Origin of the sequence: Oryzihumus leptocrescens, assembly GCF_006716205.1 — a bacterium.
GTDB classification, from domain to species: domain Bacteria; phylum Actinomycetota; class Actinomycetes; order Actinomycetales; family Dermatophilaceae; genus Oryzihumus; species Oryzihumus leptocrescens.
Map to the genome: position 1 here is coordinate 2,250,302 of NZ_VFOQ01000001.1, position 22,950 is coordinate 2,273,251.

A 22,950-nucleotide genomic window follows, 5' to 3' on the forward strand; every position below is an offset into this window, starting at 1 on the left:
TCAGGTAATGGGCCCGCGGGCGGTGCGAGACACCTCACGCCGGCGCGGCTCAGCCGCGCAGGTCGCCGGCCAGCCGGTCGGCCGTATCGCGCGCCGCCGCGGCCAGTGCCGCGACGTCCGGACCGGCCCCGAGGACCTCGCGGCTGCTGCTGGCCAGGACATTGCCCAGCGCCTCGCCGAACACGGCCCGCAGGCTCTCGGCGGTGCCGCCCTGGGCGCCCACGCCGGGCGCCAGGAGTGGGGCGTTGGCCGCCGCGAGGTCGAGGGCGAGCTCCTGCACGGCCGTGCCCACGGTGGCGCCGACGACCATGCCGACGCTGCCCAGCGGGCGGGCTCCGGCGTTGTCCGCGGTGACCCCGTCGACGACCCGGCCGGCGACGCTGCGCCGGTCGAGCATGGCGTGCTGCACGCTCGCGCCCTCGGGGTTGGAGGTCAGCGCCAGGACGAACACGCCGCGGCCCGTGGCGGCCGCCTGGTCCAGGGCCGGGCGCAGCGACTCGTAGCCCAGGAACGGGCTCAGCGTCACGGCGTCGGCCCGCAGCGGGCTGTCCTCGCCGAGGTAGGCCTGGGCGTAGGCGGCCATGGTCGAGCCGATGTCACCCCGCTTGGCGTCGAGCAGCGACAGCGTCCCGGCCTCGCGCAGGTCGGCCAGGGTGCGCTCCAGCACCGCGACGCCCGCCGAGCCGAACCGCTCGAAGAACGCCGACTGCGGCTTGACGCAGGCCACCCGACCGGCGAACGCCTCGACGCACGTGGCCGCGAAGCGCTCCAGCCCGGCGACGGTGGAGGGCAGGCCCCAGGCGGCGAGCAGGGCGTCGTGCGGGTCGATCCCCACGCACAGCGGCCCGTGGTCGTCCATCGCGGCACGCAGGCGCGCCCCGAAGGGTGTCGCCCCCGGAGCGCGCCCGGGAGCGCCCGGCACCAGCCGGGACGCGGCGAGGTCGGCGGCCACCTCGGCGGCCGCCTCCGCTCCCCCGCCGGAGATCATGCGCGCGTCCCGCGGCCGTAGAGGTCCAGGTCGCGGGCGTGGTCCTGCAGCGACTTGACCCGCACCGGCCCGGCCATCTGGGCCTCGATGCCCTGCACCGCCGCGGCCAGCTGCTGCACCGTGGTGATGATCGGGCGGTCCATGCTCGTCGTCGCCGCGCGGATCGCGTAGCCGTCGGCCCGGGCGTCCCGGCCCGAGGGGGTGTTGACCACCATGCCCACCTCGCCGGCCAGGATCCGGTCGACGATGGTCGGCTCACCGTCGGCGCCCTGCCCCTGGCTGTGCTTGCGCACGACCTCGGCGTGGATCCCGTTGCGGCGCAACACATCTGCCGTGCCCGCGGTGGCGATGAGGTCAAACCCGAGGTCGGCGAGGCGCTTGACGGGGAAGATCATGCCCCGCTTGTCGCGGTTGGCCACGGAGACGAAGATCGTGCCCTTGCGCGGCAGGCCGCTGATCGAGCCGAGCTGGCTCTTGGCGAACGCCGCACCGAAGTCGGCGTCGATGCCCATGACCTCACCGGTGGAGCGCATCTCCGGCCCGAGCAGGCTGTCGACGACCTGGCCCTCACGGGTGCGGAACCGCTTGAACGGCAGCACCGCCTCCTTGACCGCCATCGGCGCGTGGGCCGGCATCCGGCCACCGTCGCCCTCCGGCGGGAGCATCCCCTCGGCGCGCAGCTCGGCGATCGAGGCACCCAGCATGACCCGGGCCGCGGCCCGCGCCAGCGGGACGCCGGTGGCCTTGGCCACGAACGGCACCGTGCGGCTGGCCCGCGGGTTGGCCTCGAGCACGTAGAGGACGTCCTGGGCCAGCGCGAACTGGACGTTCATCAGGCCCTTGACCCCGATGCCCTGGGCCAGCTTGAGCGTCGACTCGCGCACCCGGTTGAGCTCCTCGGGCCCGAGGGTCACCGGCGGCAGCACGCACGCGGAGTCACCGGAGTGGATGCCGGCCTCCTCGATGTGCTCCATGATCCCGCCGAGGTACATCTCGTGGCCGTCGTAGAGCGCGTCGACGTCGATCTCGATCGCCTCGTCGAGGAACCGGTCGACCAGCACCGGGTGCTCCGGGGAGGCGTGCGTCGCGCGGGTGACGTAGCCCGCGAGCGTCTCGTCGTCGTACACGATCTCCATGCCGCGTCCGCCGAGGACGTACGAGGGCCGCACCAGGACCGGGTAGCCGATCTCCCGGGCCACCTCGATGGCCTCCTCCGCGCTGTATGCCGTGCCGTGGCGGGGAGCGGGCAGCTGCGCCTCGTGCAGGACCCGGCCGAAGGCACCGCGGTCCTCGGCGAGGTGGATCGCCTCCGGGGAGGTGCCGACCACCGGCACGCCCTCGTCCTTGAGCGCCTGGGCCAGGCCGAGCGGGGTCTGCCCGCCGAGCTGCACCACGACGCCGGCGACCGGGCCGGCCTGCCGCTCGGCGTGGACCACCTCGAGCACGTCCTCCAGGGTGAGCGGCTCGAAGTACAGCCGGCTGGAGGTGTCGTAGTCGGTGGAGACCGTCTCGGGGTTGCAGTTGACCATCACCGTGTCGAAGCCGTGGTCGCGCAGCGCGAAGCTGGCGTGGACGCAGGAGTAGTCGAACTCCACGCCCTGGCCGATCCGGTTGGGTCCCGAGCCGAGGATGATCACCGCGGGCCGCTCGCGCGGCTGCACCTCGGTCTCCTCGTCGTAGGAGCTGTAGTGGTAGGGCGTCTGCGCCGCGAACTCCGCCGCGCAGGTGTCGACGGTCTTGTAGACCGGGCGCACGCCGAGGGCGTGCCGCACGCCGCGGACCACGGCCTCCGGCATGCCGGTGAGCTCGGCCAGCTGGGCGTCGGAGAAGCCGTGCCGCTTGGCCAGGCGCAGCAGCCGCGGGGTCAGCTGGTCCGCCGCCGCGATGGTCTCCGCGACCTGGTTGATGAGCTGCATCTGGTCCAGGAACCACGGGTCGATGCCCGTCGCCTCGTGCACCTGCTCGACGGTCAGCCCGCCGCGCAGCGCCTGCTGCACCAGCACGATCCGGCCGTCGGTGGGGGTGCGGGCCTGGTCCAGCAGCGCGCGGGCCTGCTCCTTGCTCGGCGCCTCGTCCTGGCGCCAGTGGAAGGTGGAGCCCTTGCGCTCCATCGACCGCAGCGCCTTCTGCAGCGCCTCGGTGAAGTTGCGCCCGATGGCCATGGCCTCGCCGACCGACTTCATCGTCGTGGTCAGCGTCGGGTCGGCGGCGGGGAACTTCTCGAACGCGAACCGCGGCACCTTGACCACCACGTAGTCCAGGGTCGGCTCGAAGCTCGCCGGCGTCTCGCGGGTGATGTCGTTGGGCACCTCGTCGAGGGTGTAGCCGACGGCCATCTTCGCGGCGATCTTGGCGATCGGGAAGCCGGTCGCCTTGGACGCCAGCGCCGACGAGCGCGAGACCCGCGGGTTCATCTCGATGACGATGATCCGGCCGTCGGCCGGGTTGACCGCGAACTGGATGTTGCAGCCGCCGGTGTCGACGCCGACCTCGCGGATGACCTTGATGCCGATGTCGCGCAGCCGCTGGTACTCGCGGTCGGTCAGCGTCAGCGCGGGGGCGACGGTGATCGAGTCGCCGGTGTGCACGCCCATCGGGTCGAGGTTCTCGATCGAGCAGACGACCACGACGTTGTCGGCGTGGTCGCGCATGACCTCGAGCTCGTACTCCTTCCAGCCGAGGATGGACTCCTCCAGGAGCACCTCGGTGGTGGGGCTGTCGTGCAGGCCGGCACCCGCGATACGGCGCAGGTCCTCCTCGTCGTGCGCGAAGCCGGAGCCGAGGCCGCCCATGGTGAAGGACGGGCGCACGACCATGGGGTAGCCGAGCTCCTCGGCGGCCGCGAGGCACTCCTCCATCGTGTGCGCGATGATCGACCGGGCCACCTCCGCGCCGCAGCGCTCGACGACGCCCTTGAACGCCTGGCGGTCCTCCCCGAGCTGGATCGCGTCGACGTTGGCGCCGATGAGCGGGCAGCTGTACTTCTCCAGGACGCCGTTCTCGTGCAACGCGATCGCGGCGTTGAGCGCGGTCTGCCCGCCGAGGGTGGCGAGCACCGCGTCCGGGCGCTCCTTGGCGATGATCGTCTCGATGACCTCGGGGGTGATCGGCTCGACGTAGGTCGCGTCGGCGAACTCCGGGTCGGTCATGATCGTCGCCGGGTTGGAGTTGACCAGGATGACCCGGATGCCCTCCTCGCGCAGGACGCGGCAGGCCTGGGTGCCGGAGTAGTCGAACTCGCAGGCCTGGCCGATGACGATCGGGCCGGACCCGATGACCAGGACGCTGTTGATGTCGTTCCGCTTGGGCATCAGGCGCGGCCCTCCTTGTTGGCAGTCATCAGGGACACGAAGCGGTCGAACAGGTAGCCGGCGTCGTGGGGGCCGGCCGCCGCCTCGGGGTGGTACTGCACCGAGTAGGCCGGCAGGTCCAGGCACTCCAGGCCCTCGACGACGTCGTCGTTGAGGCAGACGTGGGAGACCTGCACGCGCCCGTATGCCGGGTTGCCCGGGGCGGTGACCGCGCCGTCCAGCGGTGCGTCCACGGCGAAGCCGTGGTTGTGGGCGGTGACCTCCACCTTGCCGGTGGAGCGGTCGATGACCGGCTGGTTGATCCCGCGGTGGCCGTACTTGAGCTTGTAGGTGCCGAAGCCGAGGGCCCGGCCGAGCAGCTGGTTGCCGAAGCAGATGCCGAAGAACGGGATCCGCGCGTCGAGGACCTGCCGCAGCAGGGTCACCTCGTGCTCGGCGCTGGCGGGGTCACCGGGCCCGTTGGAGAAGAAGACGCCGTCCGGGGACAGCGCCGTCACCTGCTCGAACGTGGCCGTGGCCGGCAGCACGTGCACCTCGATCCCCTGCTGCGCCATGAGCGCCGGGGTCATCGCCTTGATCCCGAGGTCGAGGGCCGCGACGGTGAACCGCTTCTCCCCCACCGCCGGGACGACGTAGGGCTCGGTGGTCGTGACCTCGCCGGCGAGCGCCGCGCCGCTCATCTGCGGGGCGGTGCGGACGCGCTCCAGCAGCTGCTCCTGCGGCTCGCGGGCGGCGGCGCCGGAGAAGACCCCGACCCGCATGGCGCCGCGCTCGCGCAGGTGGCGGGTCAGCGCCCGGGTGTCGATGCCGCTGATGCCGACGACGCCCTGCGCCGCGAGCTCGTCCTCGAGGGTGCGCTGCGAGCGCCAGCTCGACGGGCGCACCGCGGGGTCGCGGACCACGTAGCCGGCGACCCAGATGCGCCGGGACTCGGGGTCCTCGTCGTTGACGCCCGTGTTGCCGACGTGCGGGGCGGTCATGACGACCACCTGCCGGTGGTAGCTGGGGTCGGTGAGCGTCTCCTGGTAGCCGGTCATGCCGGTGGAGAAGACCGCCTCGCCGACGGTCTCGCCCACCGCGCCGTAGGCGTCGCCGCAGAAGGCGCGCCCGTCCTCCAGGACGAGGATCGCGGGCTCGCGCTCGAGCAGGTCGGGATGGGGGTTCACAGGTCTCCGTCCTCGATCAGCCGGTTCACGGCCTCGATCAGCGCGTCGGTTTCGGTCTTGTAGCGGGGCAGGAACCCGGTGTCGTAGATCTGCCCGTCGGGGGCACGCCAGGAGACGACGACCAGGCGGTTCTGCCCGACGAACTTGCCGGCCATGCCCCGGTCGAGCCGCACCGCGGTGACGGTGTGCCGCTCGACGTGCACCGGCACCGCGCCCTGGCGCTCCCAGCGCACGCCGGCGCCGTCGACGATCATCGTCGCCTCGGACTTCGCGCCCAGCCCGGCCGCGTTGACCCGCTCGAGGCGGGAGACGGCGATGGTGGTGCTGACGTAGGTGCCCTCGGCGCGGGCCCAGTCGTCGATCGCCATCGGCAGCTCGAACTGGCCGGTCTCCTCCAGCGACATCAACGTCGGCGCGTCCTCCTCCGGCGGCGCGGGGACCACGGGGATCTCGCCCGTGGCGTCGCGCTGGACCGGATCGGGGGCGCGGTAGGTGGCCAGGGGCGTCCCCGTCGCGGCAGCGACCGCCGCGGACTGGTGACGGCGCGCACGGCGCAGCCACCCGAGGTACATCAGGGCGTAGACCACCCCGAGGACGATCAGCAGCACCCCCACTGCCTGCAGGCGGGTCATGCCAGGGCTCCCTTCAGCACCGTGGGGCGGCCCCGCAGCACCGTGCCGTGGACCGCGCCGGTGAGGGTGCGACCATGCCAGGGGTTGTTGCGGGACAGCGAGTGGGACGCCTGCCGGTCGATGGTGACCGTGGCGTCGGGGTCGACAAGGGTGAGGTTGGCCGGCTCGCCGACGGCGAGCGGTCGGCCGTGGCCGGTCAGGCCGGCGATGCGGGCCGGGCTGACCGACATGACGCGGGCCACCCCGGCCCAGTCCAGCCGGCCGGAGCGCACCATGACGTCGCTGACGACCGACAGCGCGGTCTCCAGGCCGAGCATCCCGAAGGCGGCGTCGACGAAGGCGTGCTCCTTGTCGTGCCGGGCGTGCGGGGCGTGGTCGGTGGCAACCGCGTCGATGGTGCCGTCGGCCAGCGCCTCGCGCAGCGCCTCGACGTCCTCGGCCGGGCGCAGCGGCGGGTTGACCTTGAACGTCGGGTCGTAGCCGGCGAGCAGGTCGGTGGTCAGCACCAGGTGGTGCGGGGTGACCTCGGCGGTCACCGCGATGCCCTGCGCCTTGGCCCAGCGGAGCACCTCGACGGTGCCGGCGGTGGAGGCGTGGGCGACGTGGACGCGCGAGCCGGTGTGCCGGGCCAGCATCACGTCGCGCGCGACGATGCTCTCCTCGGCGACGGCGGGCCAGCCGGGCAGGCCGAGCCGGCCCGAGAGCTCACCCTCGTGGCAGCAGGCGTCGGGGCCGGCCAGACGCGGGTCCTGGGAGTGCTGGGACACGACACCGCCGAAGGCCTTGACGTACTCCAGGGCGCGGCGCATCACGCGGGCGTCGGCCACGCAGCGGCCGTCGTCGGAGAAGACCCGCACCCGGGCCCGGCTGCGGGCCATGAGGCCGAGCTCGGCGAGCTCCTCGCCGGCCAGGCCCTTGGTGACGGCACCGACCGGCTGCACGTCGACCAGCCCGGCCCGCTGCCCGAGCTCGGCGACCCGCTCGGCGGCCTCGGCGGTGTCGGTGACCGGCGAGGTGTTGGCCATGGCGAGCACGGCGGTGTAGCCGCCGACCGCCGCCGCGGCCGAGCCGCTGGCGATGGTCTCGGCGTCCTCGCGGCCGGGCTCGCGCAGGTGCGTGTGCAGGTCGACCAGCCCGGGCAGGGCGACCAGGCCGTCGGCGTCGATGACCTCGGCGTCGGCCGGCACGCTGACCGCGCCGGCCTCGACGATGACCCCGTCACGGACGAGCAGGTCACCGGCGCCGGCGCCGGCCAGGTCGGCGCCCTTGATCAGCAGGCTCACGCCACGCTCCCTTCGGCGGTGCCGGCACCCGAGGACGCCAGCAGGTGGTACAGGACCGACATCCGCACGGCCACGCCGGCGGACACCTGGTCGAGGATCAGGGACTGGGCCGCGTCGGCGGCGTCGGCGGCGATCTCCAGGCCGCGGTTCATCGGCCCGGGGTGGCAGATGACCGCGTGCTCGGGCAGCCGGGCCAGGCGCTCCCGGGTCAGGCCGTAGCCGACGGTGTACTCCCGAGCCGTCGGGAAGTAGCCGCCGCTCATCCGCTCGCGCTGCACCCGCAGCATCATCACCGCGTCGACGTGCGGCAGGACCTCGTCGAGGTCGTAGGCCGTCTCGAAGCCGTCCGTGGCGGCCCACGTGGCGATGCCGCTGGGCATGAGGGTCGGCGGGGCGACGACAGTGACCCGCGCGCCGAGGGTGCGCAGGCAGATGAGGTTGCTGCGCAGGACCCGCGAGTGGGTCAGGTCGCCGACGATCGCGACGTGGCGGCCCTCGAGGTCGCCGAGGCGCTGGCGCATCGTGTAGGCGTCGAGCAGGGCCTGCGTGGGGTGCTCGTGGGTGCCGTCGCCGGCGTTGACCACCACCGCGTCGACCCACTGCGAGACCTGCGCGGCGGCGCCGCTGGCCCCGTGCCGGATGACCAGGCCGTCGACCCCCATCGCGGCCACGGTGAGCACGGTGTCGCGCAGCGACTCGCCCTTGCTCGTGGAGGAGCCCTTGCCGGAGATGTTGATGACGTCGGCCGAGAGCCACTTGCCCGCGATCTCGAACGAGGAGCGGGTGCGGGTGGAGTCCTCGAAGAACAGGTTGACCACCGTGCGCCCGCGCAGGGTGGGCAGCTTCTTGACCTCGCGCCGCTGCACGTCGTGCATCGAGGCGGCGGTGTCCAGGATGGACAGCACGCCATCGCGGTCGAGGTCGCGCATGGACAGCAGGTGCCTCATCGGCGCTCACCTCCGCTGATCAGGACCTCGTCGGCGCCGTCGTGCTCGGCCAGGCGCACGCTGACCCGCTCGGCGCTGGAGGTCGGCAGGTTCTTGCCCACGAAGTCGGCGCGGATCGGCAGGTCGCGATGCCCGCGGTCGACCAGCACCGCGAGGCGCACGGCCTGCGGCCGGCCCAGGTCGGAGAGGGCGTCCAGGGCGGCCCGGACGGTGCGGCCGGAGAAGAGCACGTCGTCGACGAGCACCACCGTCCGCCCGTCGATGCCGGGCGCCGGGATGTCGGTGTGCTCCACCGCGCGGGTGGGGTTGCGGCGCAGGTCGTCGCGGTACATCGTCACGTCGAGCGCGCCGACGGGGACCTCGCGCCCCTCGACCTCGGCCATGACCTTCACGAGGCGGCGGGCCAGGGCCACGCCACGCGTGGGGATGCCGAGCACGACCAGGGACTGCGCGCCCTTGTTCCGCTCGAGGATCTCGTGGGCGATGCGGCGCAGGGCCCGCGAGACGTCGGCCTCGCTCATGACCACTCGGGGGGCGGCGGCGTCGGCGGACGCGGCCTGCGGGGGTACGCCAAAGTCAGGACGCATCAGCGTCAGGACCTCCTTCCCCGCCTCACGGGACGGGTCGTTAAAGGATGTCGGTCGCCGCACAGCGTACCCGTCCCCCCGGACGCGGACCGACCCGGGCCACCGGCAGCACGGGACCGGCGCGTCCCGGCGGTAGGGTCGGCGACGTGGCGTCGGACTTCGCGCGGGTGCTGGGCGCACGGCTGCGGTCGGTGCGCACCCAGCAGGGGCTGTCGTTGCAGGCCGTGCAGGACCGGTCCGAGGGTCGGTTCAAGGCCGTCGTCGTGGGCTCCTGGGAGCGCGGCGACCGGGCGGTGACCGTCGAGCGGCTGGCCGAGCTCGCGCGGTTCTACGGGGTGGCCCTCGCCGCGCTGCTGCCCGACGGCGGCGGGGTGCCGGGTGCGGCGCCGGACACGGCATACGGGCTGGACCTGCGCGCCCTGGCCCGCCTGCAGGGCGAGCCGACGCAGGCGCTGGAGCGGTATGCCGCGACGCTGCGCTCCCAGCGCGGGGAGGACTCCCCCGAGCTGCCGCTGACCGAGGAGGACCTGCGCGCGCTGGCCTCGATCCACCAGGTCGACACCGCACGGATGCTGCAGATGCTGAGAGGCTGGGGCGTCCTGGTGGACACCCCAGCCTCCCGGGTCAGCAGCTGAGCGCTCAGACCAGCGTCGGCTTGACCTCCGCGAGCCGAGCGAGCAGCCCGTTGACGAACGTCGGCGAGTCGTCGGTGGACAGGCTCTTCGCCAGCGCGACCGCCTCGGAGATCGCCACCGCGTCGGGCACGTCGTCGGCGTAGAGCACCTCGAACGCGCCGATCCGCAGGATGGCCCGGTCGACCGCGGGCATGCGCTCGATCGTCCAGCCCTGGCTGTAGGTCGAGAGCAGCTCGTTGATCGCCACCCACTTGCGCACCACGCCCTGCACCAGCTCGACGGTGTACTCGTTCAGGGGCGCCTCGGTGCCGGGGTGGGCGAGGCGCTCGGCGAGCAGGGACTCGACGTTGACCCCGCGCTGCTCGGCCTCGAAGAGGATGTCGAGGGCGCGCTTGCGGGCCTTGCTGCGGGCGGACATCAGGGGGCTGCTTTCGGTGGTGCGGTCAGGGCCGGTCGGGAGCTGGCGTCAGTTGACGCGGCCGAGGTAGGACCCGTCGCGGGTGTCCACCTTGACCTTGGTGCCGGTCTCGAGGAAGAGCGGGACGGCGATCTGCGCGCCGGTCTCCAGCGTGGCCGGCTTGGTGCCGCCGGTGGAGCGGTCGCCCTGCAGGCCCGGCTCGGTGTAGGTGATCTCCAGGACCACAGAGGCCGGCAGCTCGACGTAGAGCGGCACACCGTCGTGGGTGGCGACGATCGCCTCCTGGTTCTCCAGCATGAAGTCGGCCGACTTGCCCACGATGTCCTCGGAGACGTGGATCTGGTCGTAGGTCGAGCCGTCCATGAAGACGAAGTCGCTGCCGTCCTTGTACAGGTACTGCATGTCGCGCTTGTCGACGTTGGCGGTCTCGACCTTGGTGCCGGCGTTGAACGTCTTGTCGACGACCTTGCCGGAGAGCACGGCCTTGAGCTTGGTGCGCACGAAGGCCGGGCCCTTGCCCGGCTTGACGTGCTGGAACTCCACGACGGACCACAGCTGTCCGTCGATGTTGAGCACCATGCCGTTCTTGAGGTCGTTGGTCGAAGCCACGCGGGGTTCTCTTTCGTATGACGGGCCGCCGGGTGCGCGGGTCAGCGCAGGCGGGCGCCCGTGAGGTCAGGTCGGGATCCCCGTCAGTCTAGCGGGCACCCTGGCACCGGCCCGCACGCGGCGGCAGCCGGTCACCACGCTCCGGACCCACGCTGCCGGCCCGGGACACGGGGGGGCGTCAGGCTTCGGGAACCGGACGGCCGAACTTCTCCAGGGTGATGTCGGTCGGCTCCGGACCGCCGCGCCGACCGGTGTCGAGACCGTCCACGGCGGCCAGCTCGTCCTCGCTCAGCACGAAGTCGAAGACGTCGAAGTTCTCGGCGATGCGGTGCGGCTTGGTCGACTTCGGGATGACTGAGCGGCCCTGCTGCAGGTGCCAGCGCAGCATCACCTGCGCAGCCGTCCTGCCATGCGTGTCAGCGATCCCGGCGATCACCGGGTCCTCGAGGGTGCTGCCGTGGCTGCCGTCGCGGTAGAAGGTGATGCCACCGATGGGCGACCACGCCTGGGTCAGGATGCCGTGCTCGGCGCCGAACGCCTGGACCTGCCGCTGCTGGAAGTAGGGATGGACCTCGATCTGGTTGACCGCGGGCACGACCGTCGACTTCGCCAGCAGCGCGGTGAGGTGGTCGACCATGAAGTTGCTGACCCCGATGGCTCGCACCCTGCCCTCGTCGAGCAGCGTCTCGAGCGCGCGGTAGGCCTCCACCGTCCTGTCGAAGGCCGAGGGCAGCGCCTGGTGCAGGATCAGCAGGTCGACCTTCTCGACGCCGAGCTTGGCTGCGCTCTTCTCGAAGCCGTGCAGCGTCGCGTCGTAGCCGTAGTCGCTGATCCAGATCTTCGTCTCGATGAAGACGTCGTCGCGGGCCAGCCCACTGGCGTGGATGGCCTCGCCGACCTCGCGCTCGTTGCCGTACGCCGCGGCGGTGTCGATGTGCCGGTAGCCGGTGCGCAGCGCCGCCTCCACGGCTGCCCGGGTCTCGTCGGGCGGGGTCTGGAACACCCCCAGCCCGAGGGCGGGCATGGCGACGTCGTTGTTCAGGGTGAGCGTGTCCATGTCATCGACCGTAGACGCCCGGCGCGACGCCGTGGAGGCCCTGCCAGGGCCCCCCTCGTCCGGGACGACCCGCGGTCCACGGCCTCAGAGCCGGCGCTCGTAACGCAGCACCCGCTCCCCCACCTCGTCGACGCGGGTGTGCGCCGGCGTGACGGAGAAGCCGAACCGCTCGTAGATCCCGCGGGCCCGCGGGTTGTCCTCGAGCACCCACAGCTGCGCGCGGTCGAAGCCCTGCGCCCGGCCGCGGTCGAGGACGTCGGCGACCAGGGCGGAGCCGATGCCCCATCCCTCGCGGGCGGGGTCCGTGGCGACGAGGGAGACGTGCAGCAGGCCGGGCACGGGCGGCTCGTCGCCGACGCCGACGCCCTGCACTGCCTGCTGGCCGATGGCCATGCCGACCAGGGTGTCGCCGACGTGGGCCAGCCGGCGGATGCCGTGCGCGAGCTTGCCCTCGGCGATCTCCTCGTCGATGAACGGCGCCGGGGTCCCGTCGGGACGCCGGGCGGCGCGCTGCCACAGGTCGATGACCGCGTCGCGGTCCGCCGGCCCGCCCTCACGCACCACCGGCAGGGCGATGTCGTAGCGCAGCGACGGCTCCGGGCCGTACCAGCTGCCCTGCCCGGTCACCATGCCACCGAGGCGCTGCGCCAGGGCGCGGCTGCGGTCGTTGTCGTGCCGGACCAGGGCCAAGACCGACGGCAGGTGCAGCTGCCACGCGGCATACCGCAGCACCGCGCGCATGCCCTCGGCGGCGAGCCCACGGCCCCACTGGTCGACGGCCAGGAACCAGCCCACCTCGGGCGGGTCGGCGGGGGCTGCGTGCCTCCACGGGCGCAGGGAGAACCGGCCGACCACCCGGCCGGGGTCGGCGGAGCCGTCGGCCAGGTGTGCGACCCAGCCGCCGAGCCCCGGGGGAAGGTCCTCGAACACCCGGAGGTAGTCGGCCTTGTCCTGCACCGTGGCGTGCGCCCCCGAGGCGAGGTGGGCGGCGAACTCCGGTGCGGCATACAGCTCCTGCAGGGCGGCTGCGTGCCGGCCCGGGTCGAGCGGCTCCAGCCGCAGCCGGGCCGTGCGCAGCGTCGGGACGCTCACCGGGCCAGGGCGTGGAGCGCGAGCAGGTAGGACCCCGTGCCGAACCCGGCGACCGTCCCCGTGGCCACGCCCGCCACCACCGAGGTGTGCCGGAACTCCTCGCGCGCCGCCGGGTTGGACAGGTGGACCTCGACGAGGCGCCGGCCGGCGGAGGTGATGAGGGCACAGGCGTCGCGCAGCGCATAGGAGTAGTGGGTGAACGCCGCCGGGTTGAGCACCACGTCCAACCCCGCGTCCACGGCCTCGTGCACCCAGCCGACCAGCTGCGACTCGTCGTTGGTCTGGCGGAAGTCGACCTCGAGGCCGAGCTCGGCCCCCAGGGCGCGCACCGCGTGCTCGACGTCGGCGAGGGACTCGCTGCCATAGACCTCCGGCTCACGGGTGCCCAGGCGGTTGAGGTTGGGGCCGTTCAGCACGAGCACGCGAGAGGTCATGCGGGAATCCTAGGAGAACTGGCGGGCCGTCCCGTCGCTCACGCGCGGACCGCGCCCGACTCCCGGTCAGCCCAGGGAGATGCCGCGGGGCACGGTGTCCTCGCTGACCTCGGCGTAGGCCGCCTGCAGCAGCGCCGGGTCGGGGCCCTCCAGCCGGGTCGGCCGGCCCACGTCGTCCAGGATGACGAACCGCAGCATCGAGCCGCGGCTCTTCTTGTCCCGCTTCATCGCCTCGAGCAGGCGGGGCCAGCGGTCGCCACGGTAGGCCGTCGGCAGCCCGAGGCTGCGCAGCACCGCACGGTGCCGGTCGACCACGGCGTCGTCCAGCCGACCCGCCAGCCGGGCCAGCTCGGCGACGTAGACCATGCCCACGCTGACCGCCGCGCCGTGGCGCCAGGAGTAGCGCTCCACCTGCTCGATGGCGTGGCCGAAGGTGTGCCCGTAGTTGAGGATCTCCCGCAGTGAGGACTCGCGCAGGTCCTGCGCGACGACGCCCGCCTTGACCGACACCGCCCGCTCGATGAGCTCGCGCACCGGCGCACCCTCGGCGTGGGTCGCCGCCTGCGGGTCGGCCTCGACCAGCTCGAGGATGCGGGGGTCGGCGATGAAGCCGCACTTGACCACCTCGGCCATGCCGGCCACGAAGTCGTGCTTCGGCAGCGTGGTCAGGGTGGCCAGGTCGCACAGCACCCCCGCCGGCGGGTGGAACGCCCCGACGAGGTTCTTGCCCTCGGCAGTGTTGATGCCGGTCTTGCCACCGACCGCGGCGTCGACCATCCCCAGCAGCGTGGTCGGCACGTGCACGACCTTGACCCCGCGCAGCCAGGTGGCCGCGACGAAGCCGGCCAGGTCGGTGACCGTGCCGCCACCGACGGCCACGACCGCGTCGGACCGGGTGAAGCCGGCCTGCCCCAAGACGCCCCAGAGGAACGCCGCCACCTCGGCGGACTTGGCCTCCTCGGCGTCGGGCACCTCGGCCACGAACGCCGAGAACCCTTCTGCTGCAAGGTCGTCGCGCACGGCTTCGCCGGTGGCGCGCAGCGCTCGTGGGTGGATGACCAGCACCCGCTCGACGCCCTCACCGAGCAGGCCGGGCAGCTCGGCCAGCAGGCCGGTGCCGATGACGACGTCGTAGTCCCCGCCCACGCTGATCCGGGTCGGCTCGGTCACTGCTGCTCCCCCAGGGCTTCGGCGATCTCGGCGGCGATGTCCTGCGGCGTGCGACCAGCGGTGTCGACGCGCAGGGTGGCCAGCCGCTCGTAGGTCGGGCGGCGGGCGTCCATGAGCCGCACCCACTGCGCACGCGGGTTCATCATCAGCAGCGGCCGGCTGCGGTCGAAGCCGACCCGCTTGGCGGCATCGGCGATGCCGACCTGGAGGAAGACCACCGTGTGCCCGGCCAGCGCCTCCGCGGTCGCCGGTTCCATGACCGCTCCCCCGCCCAGGGACAGCACGCCGGTGTGGGTGGCCAGCGAGGCCGCCACCTCCTGGCGCTCGAGCTCGCGGAACCGGGCCTCGCCGTCCTCGACGAAGATGTCGGAGATGCTGCGCTGCTGCGCCTGCTCGACCGCCTCGTCGGTGTCGCGCAGGGCGACGCCGAGCAGCTCGGCGAGGGCGCGGCCGACGACGGTCTTGCCGGACCCGGGCGGGCCGATGAGCACGGCGACCGGGCGCGTGGCGGGCCCGTCCGCGGCGGAGGCGGACGGCATACCGGAGGTCGTCACCACGAGCGCATCCCCTCGGGGATCGACGCCAGGTAGCCGGCGTGGTTGCGGGCGGTCTCGGCGACGCTGTCGCCGCCGAACTTCTCGACGCACGCCTGGGCGAGCACGAGCGCGACCATCGCCTCGGCGACCACCCCGGCCGCGGGCACGGCGCACACGTCGGAGCGCTGGTGGATCGCGGTCGCCGGCTCGTCGCTGGCCACGTCGACCGTGTCGAGGGCGCGCGGGACGGTGCTGATCGGCTTCATCGCCGCGCGCACGCGCAGGACCTCGCCCGTGGACATGCCGCCCTCGGTGCCACCGGCCCGGCCGGTGCGCCGGCGGATGGCGCCGGTGTCGTCGCGCTCCATCTCGTCGTGGGCGGCCGAGCCGCGGCGGCCCGCGGTGCGGAAGCCGTCGCCCACCTCGACTCCCTTGATCGCCTGGATGCCCATGAGCGCACCGGCGAGCTGGGCGTCGAGCCGCCGGTCCCAGTGCACGTGGGAGCCCAGGCCCGGCGGCAGACCGTAGGCGAGGACCTCCACGACGCCGCCGAGGGTGTCGCCGTCCTTCTTGGCGGCCTCGATCTCGGCGATCATCGCGGTCGTGCCGGGCAGGTCGAGGCTGCGCACCGGGCTGGCGTCGAGCGCGGCCACGTCGTCGGGGGTCGGCACCGCCGCGTCGTCGGCGACCCCGGCGGAGCCGATGGCCACCGTGTGCGCGACCAGGCGGATGCCGTAGGCCTGCTGGAGGAACCGGGCGGCCACCGCACCGAGGGCGACCCGGGCCGCGGTCTCCCGGGCGGACGCGCGCTCCAGCACCGGTCGGGCGTCGTCGAAGCCGTACTTCTGCATGCCGACCAGGTCGGCGTGGCCGGGGCGCGGGCGGGTCAGCGGCTTGTTGCGGCCGACCTCCTGCGGGGCGCCCACGTCGTCCGACGCGGCGAGGGCCTCGGCGTCGACCGGGTCCGGGCTCATCACGGTCTGCCACTTGGGCCACTCGGAGTTGCCGACCCGGATCGCGATGGGCGAGCCGAGGGTGATGCCGTGGCGCAGGCCGCCGAGGAACTCCACCGCGTCCTGCTCGAACTTCATCCGGGCGCCGCGGCCGTAGCCGAGGCGGCGTCGGGCCAGGGCTGCCGCGACGTCCCCCGTGGTCACCTCCACGCCCGCCGGTAGCCCCTCCAGGACCGCGACGAGGGCAGGGCCGTGGGACTCACCGGCAGTCAACCAACGCAGCATGCCGGTGATCCTCCCATGCAGGCTCAGCCCGTCGGCGACCCGGTCAGGAGCTGGACCGGCACGCACACGACGAGCCAGGCGCCGGCGAGCATGGCCGGCCCGAAGGCGATGTGGGAGTGACGGGTCACCCGTCGCGCGACCAGCAGCACCACGCCGGCGAGGCCGCCGAGCAGGAACGCGGCCAGGGTGGCCAGGACCACCGGCCCCCAGCCGAGCCAGCCGAGGTACATCCCGAGGACCCCGGCCAGCTTGACGTCGCCGAAGCCGAGGCCGCCGGGCGAGAGGAGAGCGAGGACGAGGTAGGCCAGCCACAGCGCCGCCCCGGCCATCGCGGCCCGCACCAGCGACCACCAGTCGCCGGTGCCCCAGGACGCCGCGGCGAGGAGCACCAGCGCCACCGGGTAGGAGGGCAGCACCAGCGCGTCGGGGAGCCGGTGCACGTCGGCGTCGATCGCGGCCAGCAGCACCCCGAGCACCCCGAGATACAGGTATGCCGGCAGCACGGTCAGGTGCCCGACGGCACCGAAGCGCCAGGCCAGGCTCCCCCACACCAGCGCGACCAGGACCGGCACCCACCACCGGTGCGGCGGCACGGGCAGGTGCTGCTCGTCCTCGCGACGGTAGCCGCCGGTCGCGAGCCGGCGGGCAGCGACCTCACCGACGGCGGCGCCGGCCACGGCCACGACGGCGACGAGCCACCAGGGTGCCGTGCCGGCGACCGTCACTGCCGGGCCAGCTCGGCCAGGCCGGCGGCGCGCATGACCTCCAGCGGCGGCTCCAGGCCGGTCATCAGCTCGACCTGGGCACCCGCCTGGTGCACCAGCATCTCGAAGCCCGACACGACGACCGACCCCCTGCCCGAGAACGTCCGCGCGAGCGGCGTGGGCCAGCCCACGTAGACCACATCAAACAGGACCGGCCCGCTCCCCGCAGCGGTTCCGGGCCAGCTGCCCGGGGGGACCGCGGCGGCGAGGTCGGCGGCGACCTGCTCCCCCGCCCCGCCGGGCAGGGTGCTCACCACCAGCGGCGTGGCCGTGGCCAGGCGGGCGACGTCGGACAGGGGGCGGACCTGCACCTCGACCCCGGCCCGCTCCGCGTGCGCCAGCGTCTCGGGCCGCGCCCGGTCCCGCACGGCGAAGGTCACCCGGCGGGCGCCCAGCCGGGCCAGTGCGGCCAGCACCGAGCGGGCGGTGGCCCCGGAGCCCAGGACCACGGCCTCCTCGAGGGTGGTGAGCCCGGCCCCGGCCAGGGCCTGCTCGACACCGTGGACGTCGGTGTTGTGGGCCGCCCAGCCGTCACCGGGCAGGCGCACCAGCGTGTTGACCGCCCCGACCTCCCGGGCCAGCGGCGACACCTCGTCGGCGACCCGGAAGGCCACCTCCTTGAGCGGCATCGTCAGCGACAGCCCCGCCCACTCCGGCCCGAGGCCGCTGACGAAGTCCACCAGCGCGGACTCGCGGACCTCGTGGGCGCAGTAGCGCCAGGAGTCCAGCCGCAGCGCGCGGTACGCCGCGTTGTGCAGGGCGGGCGAGAGCGAGTGCACCACCGGCGACCCCAGGACGGCCGCGAGGTGTCCGGACCTGCTCAGCACTTGCCCGGGTGCGCGCTGCACCACTGCTGGAAGAGCTTGACGTTGGCCGCGTGGCTGGCCACGTCCGTCGCGAAGCGCGTCTCCCCGGTCTCGGGGTTGACCGCGACGAAGTAGAGCCATGGGCCCGCCGCCGGGTGGGCGGCCGCCTGGATCGAGGCCGCGCCGGGGTTGCTGATCGGGCCGGCCGGCAGCCCCGCCACGCGGTAGGTGTTGTAGCCGTTGTTCGCGGCCCGCTCGGCGTTGGTGGTCGTGATCGCCCGGTGCTGCACGCCGTAGCTGACCGTGGAGTCCATCTGCAGCTTCATCTTCCGCGCCAGGCGGTTCTCGATGACCCGGGCGATCTTCGGCCGGTCGGCGTCCCGCATGCCCTCGGCCTCGACGATGCTCGCGATGATGACGGTGCGCTCCATCGATGCCGGGCTGACCCCGAGCTGCTGCAGCTCGGCCACGGACTTGCTCACCATGATCCGCAGCTGCTCGGCAGCGGTGGCCTTGGACGGGAACTCGTAGGTCGCCGGGAACAGGTAGCCCTCGACGTTGCCGCGGGCCGCCGCCGGCAGGCCCAGCAGCTCCGGCTGCTTCGCGGCCGCCTCGTAGTCGGCGACCTTGACCCCGGTGGCCCTGCTCAGGGTCGCGAAGACCTCGCTGCGCCACAGGCCCTCGCGCAGGGTCACCCGGGGCACCGTGCGGTTCTTCGGGTCAAGCAACAGGGCCAGGGCCGCCGACGCGCTCATGTGCAGCCGGAGCCGGTAGCTGCCGGGCTGGATCGAGGCCGCCTGGGGGTTGCCCTCGGCAAGGTCGGAGAAGGCCGAGGCGGTCTTGACCACGCCCGCCTTCTCCAGGGTGGCGCCGATGGCCCGGCCGGAGTCGCCGTCGTGGACCTCGATGGTCACCTCGCCGGTGCCCGACCCGGTCCAGTCCTTGCTCGCGGTCAGGCTCGCGACCAGCGGACGCAGGTACTGCGTGGCGCCGAAGGCGGCGCCACCGACGAGGACCAGGGAGAGGGTGAGGACGAGGAAGCGCCGACCGCGCCGCCGCCGGGCCTTCCGGCGCAGCTCGCGCTGCTGCCGGGCCATGGCCTGACGGTGCTGGGCCCGGGTGGGTCCGGTGGGGGGTGCGGTGCGCCGCACGGGTGGGTTCGGGGCCTGGCCCTCGGCGTCGCCGAAGATCGAGTCGACCAGGTGGTCTTCCTTCATCGCGTCTGACCCTTTGCCTTGGCCCGGGGCTTGCGGAGCGTGACCAGCTCCCCGGGCGGCCGACCGGACGAGCGCTCGGCGTCGAGCGCCGCCTGCAGGATGAGCACCGCCGCCGCCTGGTCGACCACGGCGCGCTGCTGGCGGCCGGCGACACCACTGTCGCGCAGCCGGCGGTGGGCGTCCACCGTGGTCAGGCGCTCGTCGACCAGGCGCACCGGGACCGGGCGCACCAGCGCCGCGAGCTCACGGGCCCAGGCGCGGGCCGTCTCCGCGGCCGGGCCCTCCTGGCCGGACAGCGACCGCGGCAGGCCGACGACGACCTCGACGGCCGCGCGCGCGGTGACCTCGGCCGCGACCTCCTCGCGGTCCCGGCCACCCTCGACGTCCCGCGCGAGCGTGCGCTCGGGGGTGGCGAGCAGCCCCGAGGGGTCGCTCACCGCCAGCCCGACACGCACGCTCCCGACGTCCACGCCGAGGCGGATGCCCTCGCGCACGGTTACCGGCTCGCGGTGACGCGCTCGCCGACGGTGTGCTCGACCCGGGCCAGCGCCTCGCCCACCTTCCCCGCGTCGGTGCCCCCGCCCTGGGCGACGTCGTCCTTGCCACCGCCACCACCACCCAGGGTGGTCGCGGCGACCTTGACCAGCTCGCCGGCCTTGACGCCCCACTGCCGGGCCGCCTCGTTGGTCGCGACGATGACGACCGGCCGGTCCTTGGCCACGCCCGCGACGGCGACCACGGCCGGCCGCTCGTTGCCGAGGCGGCTGCGCAGGTCGAGCGCGAGGGTGCGCAGGTCGTCGGCGCCGACCCCGGCACCGGCGTCGTGGCCCACGAAGGACACGCCGTAGACGTCGCGCGCGCCGGCGGCCAGCGAGGCCGCCGCGGCCAGCACCTGCTGCTGGCGCATCGTGCCGATCTCGCGCTCGGCGTCCTTGAGCCGGGTGAGGATGCTGTTGATCCGCTCGGGCAGCTCCTCCGAGCGCACCTTGAGCGCCTCGGTCAGCTGGCCGACCACGGCGTGCTCGCGGGCGAGGAAGTCGTAGGCGTCGGTGCCGACGAGGGCCTCGACGCGCCGGACGCCAGAGCCGATGGAGGCCTCGCCGAGCAGCTTGACCAGGCCGAGCTGGCCGGAACGCTGGGCGTGCGTGCCGCCGCACAGCTCGCGGGCCCAGTCACCGACGGAGATGACCCGCACCCGGTCGCCGTACTTCTCCCCGAACAGGGCCATGGCACCGGAGTCGACCGCCTGCTGCTGGGTCATGATCTCGGCGTGGACCGGCAGGTCCTCGGCCAGCAGCGCGTTGACGCGGGCCTCGACGTCGGTGAGCACCGAGGCCGGGACCGCGGACTGCGCGTTGAAGTCGAAGCGGAAGCGCCCCGGCGCGTTCTCGGAGCCGGCCTGGGTGGCGGTGTCGCCGAGCGCCTCGCGGATCGCCTTGTGCACCATGTGCGTCGCGGTGTGCGCGCGGGAGATGGCACGGCGCCGGTCGATGTCGACGAGCGCGTGCGCGGCCTCGCCGGCGTTGACCTCGCCGGAGACCACCGTGGCGCGGTGGACGATGAGCCCGCCGATCGGCTTCTGCACGTCGCGGACCTCGATGACCGCGCCGTTCGCGAGCTCGATCCGGCCGCCGTCGGCGAGCTGGCCACCGCCCTCGGCGTAGAACGGGGTGCGGTCGAGCACCAGCTCGATCTCCTGGCCGGCGCGCGCCGAGGGCACGGTCGCGCCGTCGAGCAGGACCCCGGCGACCTTCGCCTCGGAGACGATCTCGTCGTAGCCGGTGAACTCCACCTCGCGCCCGAGCAGGTCGGCCACCTCGCGGTAGGCCGTGGTGTCACCGTGCGCGCTCTTCTTCGCCCGGGCGTCGGCCTTGGCGCGGTCCCGCTGCTCGGCCATGAGCCGGCGGAACCCGGTCTCGTCGACCTCGAGGCCGTGCTCGGCAGCCATCTCCAGGGTCAGGTCGATCGGGAACCCGTAGGTGTCGTGCAGGGCGAACGCCTGGTCACCGGACAGGTGGGTCGAGCCGGCCGACTTGGCCTTGCTGACCGCCGTGTCCAGGATCGTGGTCCCCGCGACGAGCGTGCGGCGGAAGGCCTCCTCCTCGGCGTACGCGACCTGGCTGATCCGGCCGAAGTCGCGCTCGAGCTCGGGGTAGGACTGCTTCATCCGCTCCATGCTGACCGGCAGCAGCTGCGGCAGGGACGGCTCGTCGACGCCGAGCAGGCGCATCGAGCGGACCGCGCGGCGCAGCATCCGGCGCAGCACGTAGCCGCGGCCCTCGTTGCCGGGGGTGACGCCGTCGCCGATGAGCATGAGCGCGCTGCGCACGTGGTCGGCCACGACCCGCAGGCGCACGTCGTCGGGGTGGGAGTGGGCCGCGTCGTGCTGGGACTGCGCGCCGTACTTCTTGCCGCTCATCTCCGCGGCCCGGGCCAGGACCGGGTAGACCTCGTCGATCTCGTAGAGGTTGTCCACGCCCTGCAGGACCGAGGCGATGCGCTCCAGGCCCATGCCGGTGTCGATGCTCTTGGCGGGCAGCTCCCCGACGATCGGGAAGTCCTCCTTGCCGCCGCCCTCGCCGCGCACGTTCTGCATGAAGACGAGGTTCCAGATCTCCATGTAACGGTCCTCGTCGACGGCCGGGCCGCCCTCGCGGCCGTACTCCGGGCCGCGGTCGACGAAGATCTCGCTGCACGGGCCGCACGGGCCGGGCACGCCCATGGACCAGTAGTTGTCCTTCATCCCGCGGCGCACGATGCGCTCGGCCGGGATGTCGGTCTGGTCCAGCCACATCTGCGCGGCCTCGTCGTCGTCGTGGTAGACGGTGGCCCAGAGCCGGTCGGGGTGCAGGCCGTAGCCGCCGTCGGCCTGGCTGGTCGTCAGCAGCTCCCAGGCGAAGGCGATGGCGTCCTTCTTGAAGTAGTCGCCGAAGGAGAAGTTGCCGTTCATCTGGAAGAACGTGCCGTGGCGGCTGGTCTTGCCGACCTCGTCGATGTCGAGGGTGCGCACGCACTTCTGCACGCTGGTGGCCCGCTTCCAGGGCGCGCTCTCCTGGCCGAGGAAGTAGGGCTTGAACGGCACCATGCCGGCGTTGACGAACAGCAGGTTGGGGTCGTCGTAGAGCAGCGGGGCGCTGGGGACCACGGCATGGCCCGCCTTCTCGAAGAAGTCCAGCCAACGGCGCCTGATCTCGGCGGTTTCCATGCTCAAGTCCTCACTGCGTTGTCGCTGGTGTTCACGGCCGCGGCAGCACGCCGTGACCGTGTCAAGGGGCTGACGTCCCGGCCAGTCGCCCATCCTCGCAGGGTATGCCGTGCTGGTGCGAGGGTGCGGCGGCCCGGGACGCGCCCGGATCTAGCGGGCGCGCGGCCCGGTCGGGTCGTCGAGCAGGCGGCGGGCCGCCTCGGCGTCCATCGCCCGGCCGTCGGGCAGGGTGGCGGTGTCGATGCCGAGGGCGAAGCGCAGCTCCTCCTCGCGCTCGGCCATGCCGTCGCGCACGGCCTCGGCCATCTCCTTGAGGCCCTCGCCGATCCCCGCCAGGCCGCTGGCGACCCCGGCCGGGGTGTAGGCCTCTGCGACCTTGGTGACCTTGCGGACGGCCAGGACCCCGACGGTCGCGCCGAGGGCGACCCAGAACAGTCGTCGCACCCCGATCACCCCTTCCGGCGGCGCCGGCCGGCCGCCTTGCCCTGGGCGTTGCCCTTCATCGCCGTGCGCACGCCGTAGCTGAACGCGGCGACCTTGACCACCGGCGAGCCCAGCGTGGCGGCGAACAGCGAGGTGAGCGCGTTGACGTTGGTGGACATCGCGGCGACGTTGGCCGTGATGGTGTCCACCCGCACGATCTGCTCGTTGGTCGAGGCGACCGTGTCGGTCACCTGCGACAGCAGCGGCACGGTCTGCTCGGAGACACCGCGGACGCCGAGTCTGGCCTCGTCGAGCACCTTGCCGGCCTTGCCGATGACCGAGCCGAGACGGATCACCACGTAGGCGAACGCCAGGGCCGCGATCAGTCCGGCGACGTCGCCGAGGGACACGCTCACACTCTCACCTCACGCC

The 22,950-nt window shown here is 73.4% G+C and carries 23 protein-coding genes; 1 reads left to right on the forward strand and 22 read right to left on the reverse strand.

Annotated features, from left to right (window positions below; all coding sequences use genetic code 11):
* Positions 1 to 49: 49 nt before the first annotated feature.
* The 7 genes from pyrF to pyrR are packed head-to-tail and all read right to left on the reverse strand — an operon-like array spanning position 50 to position 8,914.
* Positions 50 to 988 carry an orotidine-5'-phosphate decarboxylase gene (pyrF, locus tag FB474_RS10620; RefSeq protein WP_141788612.1) on the reverse strand — a complete coding sequence of 313 codons (939 nt, stop codon included), beginning with the start codon at positions 986 to 988 and terminating at the stop codon, positions 50 to 52.
* On the reverse strand, positions 985 to 4,299 hold the full coding sequence (carB, locus tag FB474_RS10625; RefSeq protein WP_141788613.1) for a carbamoyl-phosphate synthase large subunit: 3,315 nt from the start codon (positions 4,297 to 4,299) through the stop codon (positions 985 to 987). Before carB ends, pyrF begins: the two co-directional genes overlap by 4 nt.
* Positions 4,299 to 5,465 (reverse strand): glutamine-hydrolyzing carbamoyl-phosphate synthase small subunit, encoded by a 1,167-nt coding sequence (gene carA, locus FB474_RS10630; protein ID WP_141788614.1) that lies wholly within the window; start codon positions 5,463 to 5,465, stop codon positions 4,299 to 4,301. The genes carB and carA overlap by 1 nt, the downstream gene beginning before the upstream one ends.
* Positions 5,462 to 6,097 carry a PH-like domain-containing protein gene (locus tag FB474_RS10635; protein ID WP_141788615.1) on the reverse strand — a complete coding sequence of 212 codons (636 nt, stop codon included), beginning with the start codon at positions 6,095 to 6,097 and terminating at the stop codon, positions 5,462 to 5,464. Before FB474_RS10635 ends, carA begins: the two co-directional genes overlap by 4 nt.
* Positions 6,094 to 7,380: a dihydroorotase gene (locus FB474_RS10640; RefSeq protein WP_141788616.1), complete on the reverse strand. Its 1,287-nt coding sequence runs from the start codon at positions 7,378 to 7,380 to the stop codon at positions 6,094 to 6,096. Before FB474_RS10640 ends, FB474_RS10635 begins: the two co-directional genes overlap by 4 nt.
* Positions 7,377 to 8,327, reverse strand: a complete 951-nt coding sequence (locus FB474_RS10645; protein WP_141788617.1) for an aspartate carbamoyltransferase catalytic subunit — start codon at positions 8,325 to 8,327, stop codon at positions 7,377 to 7,379. The genes FB474_RS10640 and FB474_RS10645 overlap by 4 nt, the downstream gene beginning before the upstream one ends.
* The gene (gene pyrR, locus FB474_RS10650) at positions 8,324 to 8,914 is read right to left on the reverse strand and encodes a bifunctional pyr operon transcriptional regulator/uracil phosphoribosyltransferase PyrR (RefSeq protein ID WP_141788618.1); all 591 of its coding nucleotides are present in this window, start codon (positions 8,912 to 8,914) and stop codon (positions 8,324 to 8,326) included. The genes FB474_RS10645 and pyrR overlap by 4 nt, the downstream gene beginning before the upstream one ends.
* A gap of 146 nt (positions 8,915 to 9,060) precedes the next feature.
* Here pyrR and FB474_RS10655 point away from each other — a divergent pair, with 146 nt between their 5' ends.
* Positions 9,061 to 9,549 carry a helix-turn-helix domain-containing protein gene (locus FB474_RS10655; protein WP_221632511.1) on the forward strand — a complete coding sequence of 163 codons (489 nt, stop codon included), beginning with the start codon at positions 9,061 to 9,063 and terminating at the stop codon, positions 9,547 to 9,549.
* Positions 9,550 to 9,553: 4 nt separating this feature from the next.
* Here the strand turns inward: FB474_RS10655 and nusB are convergent, their stop codons facing one another.
* From nusB to FB474_RS10730, 15 genes are all read right to left on the reverse strand, one after another.
* On the reverse strand, positions 9,554 to 9,967 hold the full coding sequence (gene nusB / locus FB474_RS10660; protein WP_141788620.1) for a transcription antitermination factor NusB: 414 nt from the start codon (positions 9,965 to 9,967) through the stop codon (positions 9,554 to 9,556).
* A 48-nt stretch (positions 9,968 to 10,015) separates the two neighbouring features.
* Positions 10,016 to 10,576 (reverse strand): elongation factor P, encoded by a 561-nt coding sequence (gene efp / locus FB474_RS10665; protein WP_141788621.1) that lies wholly within the window; start codon positions 10,574 to 10,576, stop codon positions 10,016 to 10,018.
* A 178-nt stretch (positions 10,577 to 10,754) separates the two neighbouring features.
* On the reverse strand, positions 10,755 to 11,633 hold the full coding sequence (locus FB474_RS10670) for an aldo/keto reductase (RefSeq protein ID WP_141788622.1): 879 nt from the start codon (positions 11,631 to 11,633) through the stop codon (positions 10,755 to 10,757).
* Positions 11,634 to 11,717: 84 nt separating this feature from the next.
* Complete coding sequence (locus FB474_RS10675) at positions 11,718 to 12,725, reverse strand: GNAT family N-acetyltransferase (RefSeq protein ID WP_141788623.1); 1,008 nt, start codon at positions 12,723 to 12,725, stop codon at positions 11,718 to 11,720.
* Positions 12,722 to 13,159, reverse strand: a complete 438-nt coding sequence (gene aroQ / locus FB474_RS10680; protein WP_141788624.1) for a type II 3-dehydroquinate dehydratase — start codon at positions 13,157 to 13,159, stop codon at positions 12,722 to 12,724. The genes FB474_RS10675 and aroQ overlap by 4 nt, the downstream gene beginning before the upstream one ends.
* A gap of 66 nt (positions 13,160 to 13,225) precedes the next feature.
* A complete protein-coding gene (gene aroB / locus FB474_RS10685) occupies positions 13,226 to 14,329 on the reverse strand; it encodes a 3-dehydroquinate synthase (protein ID WP_141788625.1) in 1,104 nt (367 codons plus the stop codon).
* The gene (locus tag FB474_RS10690; RefSeq protein WP_141789940.1) at positions 14,326 to 14,868 is read right to left on the reverse strand and encodes a shikimate kinase; all 543 of its coding nucleotides are present in this window, start codon (positions 14,866 to 14,868) and stop codon (positions 14,326 to 14,328) included. The genes aroB and FB474_RS10690 overlap by 4 nt, the downstream gene beginning before the upstream one ends.
* 11 nt (positions 14,869 to 14,879) lie before the next feature.
* A complete protein-coding gene (gene aroC, locus FB474_RS10695) occupies positions 14,880 to 16,103 on the reverse strand; it encodes a chorismate synthase (RefSeq protein ID WP_141788626.1) in 1,224 nt (407 codons plus the stop codon).
* Between the two features lie 23 nt (positions 16,104 to 16,126).
* Positions 16,127 to 16,828, reverse strand: a complete 702-nt coding sequence (locus tag FB474_RS10700) for a prepilin peptidase (RefSeq protein WP_141788627.1) — start codon at positions 16,826 to 16,828, stop codon at positions 16,127 to 16,129.
* Positions 16,825 to 17,718, reverse strand: coding sequence for a shikimate dehydrogenase (locus FB474_RS10705; protein WP_342778116.1), 894 nt, complete (start codon positions 17,716 to 17,718; stop codon positions 16,825 to 16,827). Before FB474_RS10705 ends, FB474_RS10700 begins: the two co-directional genes overlap by 4 nt.
* On the reverse strand, positions 17,688 to 18,890 hold the full coding sequence (mltG, locus tag FB474_RS21185) for an endolytic transglycosylase MltG (protein ID WP_141788629.1): 1,203 nt from the start codon (positions 18,888 to 18,890) through the stop codon (positions 17,688 to 17,690). Before mltG ends, FB474_RS10705 begins: the two co-directional genes overlap by 31 nt.
* Positions 18,887 to 19,384, reverse strand: a complete 498-nt coding sequence (gene ruvX, locus FB474_RS10715; protein WP_141788630.1) for a Holliday junction resolvase RuvX — start codon at positions 19,382 to 19,384, stop codon at positions 18,887 to 18,889. The genes mltG and ruvX overlap by 4 nt, the downstream gene beginning before the upstream one ends.
* Positions 19,385 to 19,386: 2 nt before the next feature.
* The gene (gene alaS / locus FB474_RS10720; protein WP_141788631.1) at positions 19,387 to 22,095 is read right to left on the reverse strand and encodes an alanine--tRNA ligase; all 2,709 of its coding nucleotides are present in this window, start codon (positions 22,093 to 22,095) and stop codon (positions 19,387 to 19,389) included.
* Between the two features lie 150 nt (positions 22,096 to 22,245).
* Positions 22,246 to 22,539, reverse strand: a complete 294-nt coding sequence (locus FB474_RS10725; protein ID WP_185746117.1) for a DUF6167 family protein — start codon at positions 22,537 to 22,539, stop codon at positions 22,246 to 22,248.
* A gap of 5 nt (positions 22,540 to 22,544) precedes the next feature.
* A complete protein-coding gene (locus FB474_RS10730; protein ID WP_141789941.1) occupies positions 22,545 to 22,928 on the reverse strand; it encodes a DUF948 domain-containing protein in 384 nt (127 codons plus the stop codon).
* Positions 22,929 to 22,950 lie beyond the last annotated feature (22 nt).

Excerpts from the sequence above, each read along its gene's own strand:
- mltG (WP_141788629.1), bottom strand. The coding sequence starts at position 18,890 with ATGAAGGAAGACCACCTGGTCGACTCGATCTTCGGCGACGCCGAGGGC.
- nusB (WP_141788620.1), bottom strand. The coding sequence starts at position 9,967 with ATGTCCGCCCGCAGCAAGGCCCGCAAGCGCGCCCTCGACATCCTCTTC.
- pyrF (WP_141788612.1), bottom strand. The coding sequence starts at position 988 with ATGATCTCCGGCGGGGGAGCGGAGGCGGCCGCCGAGGTGGCCGCCGAC.
- pyrR (WP_141788618.1), bottom strand. The coding sequence starts at position 8,914 with ATGCGTCCTGACTTTGGCGTACCCCCGCAGGCCGCGTCCGCCGACGCC.
- carB (WP_141788613.1), bottom strand. The coding sequence starts at position 4,299 with ATGCCCAAGCGGAACGACATCAACAGCGTCCTGGTCATCGGGTCCGGC.
- FB474_RS10670 (WP_141788622.1), bottom strand. The coding sequence starts at position 11,633 with ATGGACACGCTCACCCTGAACAACGACGTCGCCATGCCCGCCCTCGGG.
- aroC (WP_141788626.1), bottom strand. The coding sequence starts at position 16,103 with ATGCTGCGTTGGTTGACTGCCGGTGAGTCCCACGGCCCTGCCCTCGTC.
- aroQ (WP_141788624.1), bottom strand. The coding sequence starts at position 13,159 with ATGACCTCTCGCGTGCTCGTGCTGAACGGCCCCAACCTCAACCGCCTG.
- alaS (WP_141788631.1), bottom strand. The coding sequence starts at position 22,095 with ATGGAAACCGCCGAGATCAGGCGCCGTTGGCTGGACTTCTTCGAGAAG.
- FB474_RS10645 (WP_141788617.1), bottom strand. The coding sequence starts at position 8,327 with ATGAGGCACCTGCTGTCCATGCGCGACCTCGACCGCGATGGCGTGCTG.
- FB474_RS10635 (WP_141788615.1), bottom strand. The coding sequence starts at position 6,097 with ATGACCCGCCTGCAGGCAGTGGGGGTGCTGCTGATCGTCCTCGGGGTG.
- FB474_RS10690 (WP_141789940.1), bottom strand. The coding sequence starts at position 14,868 with ATGCCGTCCGCCTCCGCCGCGGACGGGCCCGCCACGCGCCCGGTCGCC.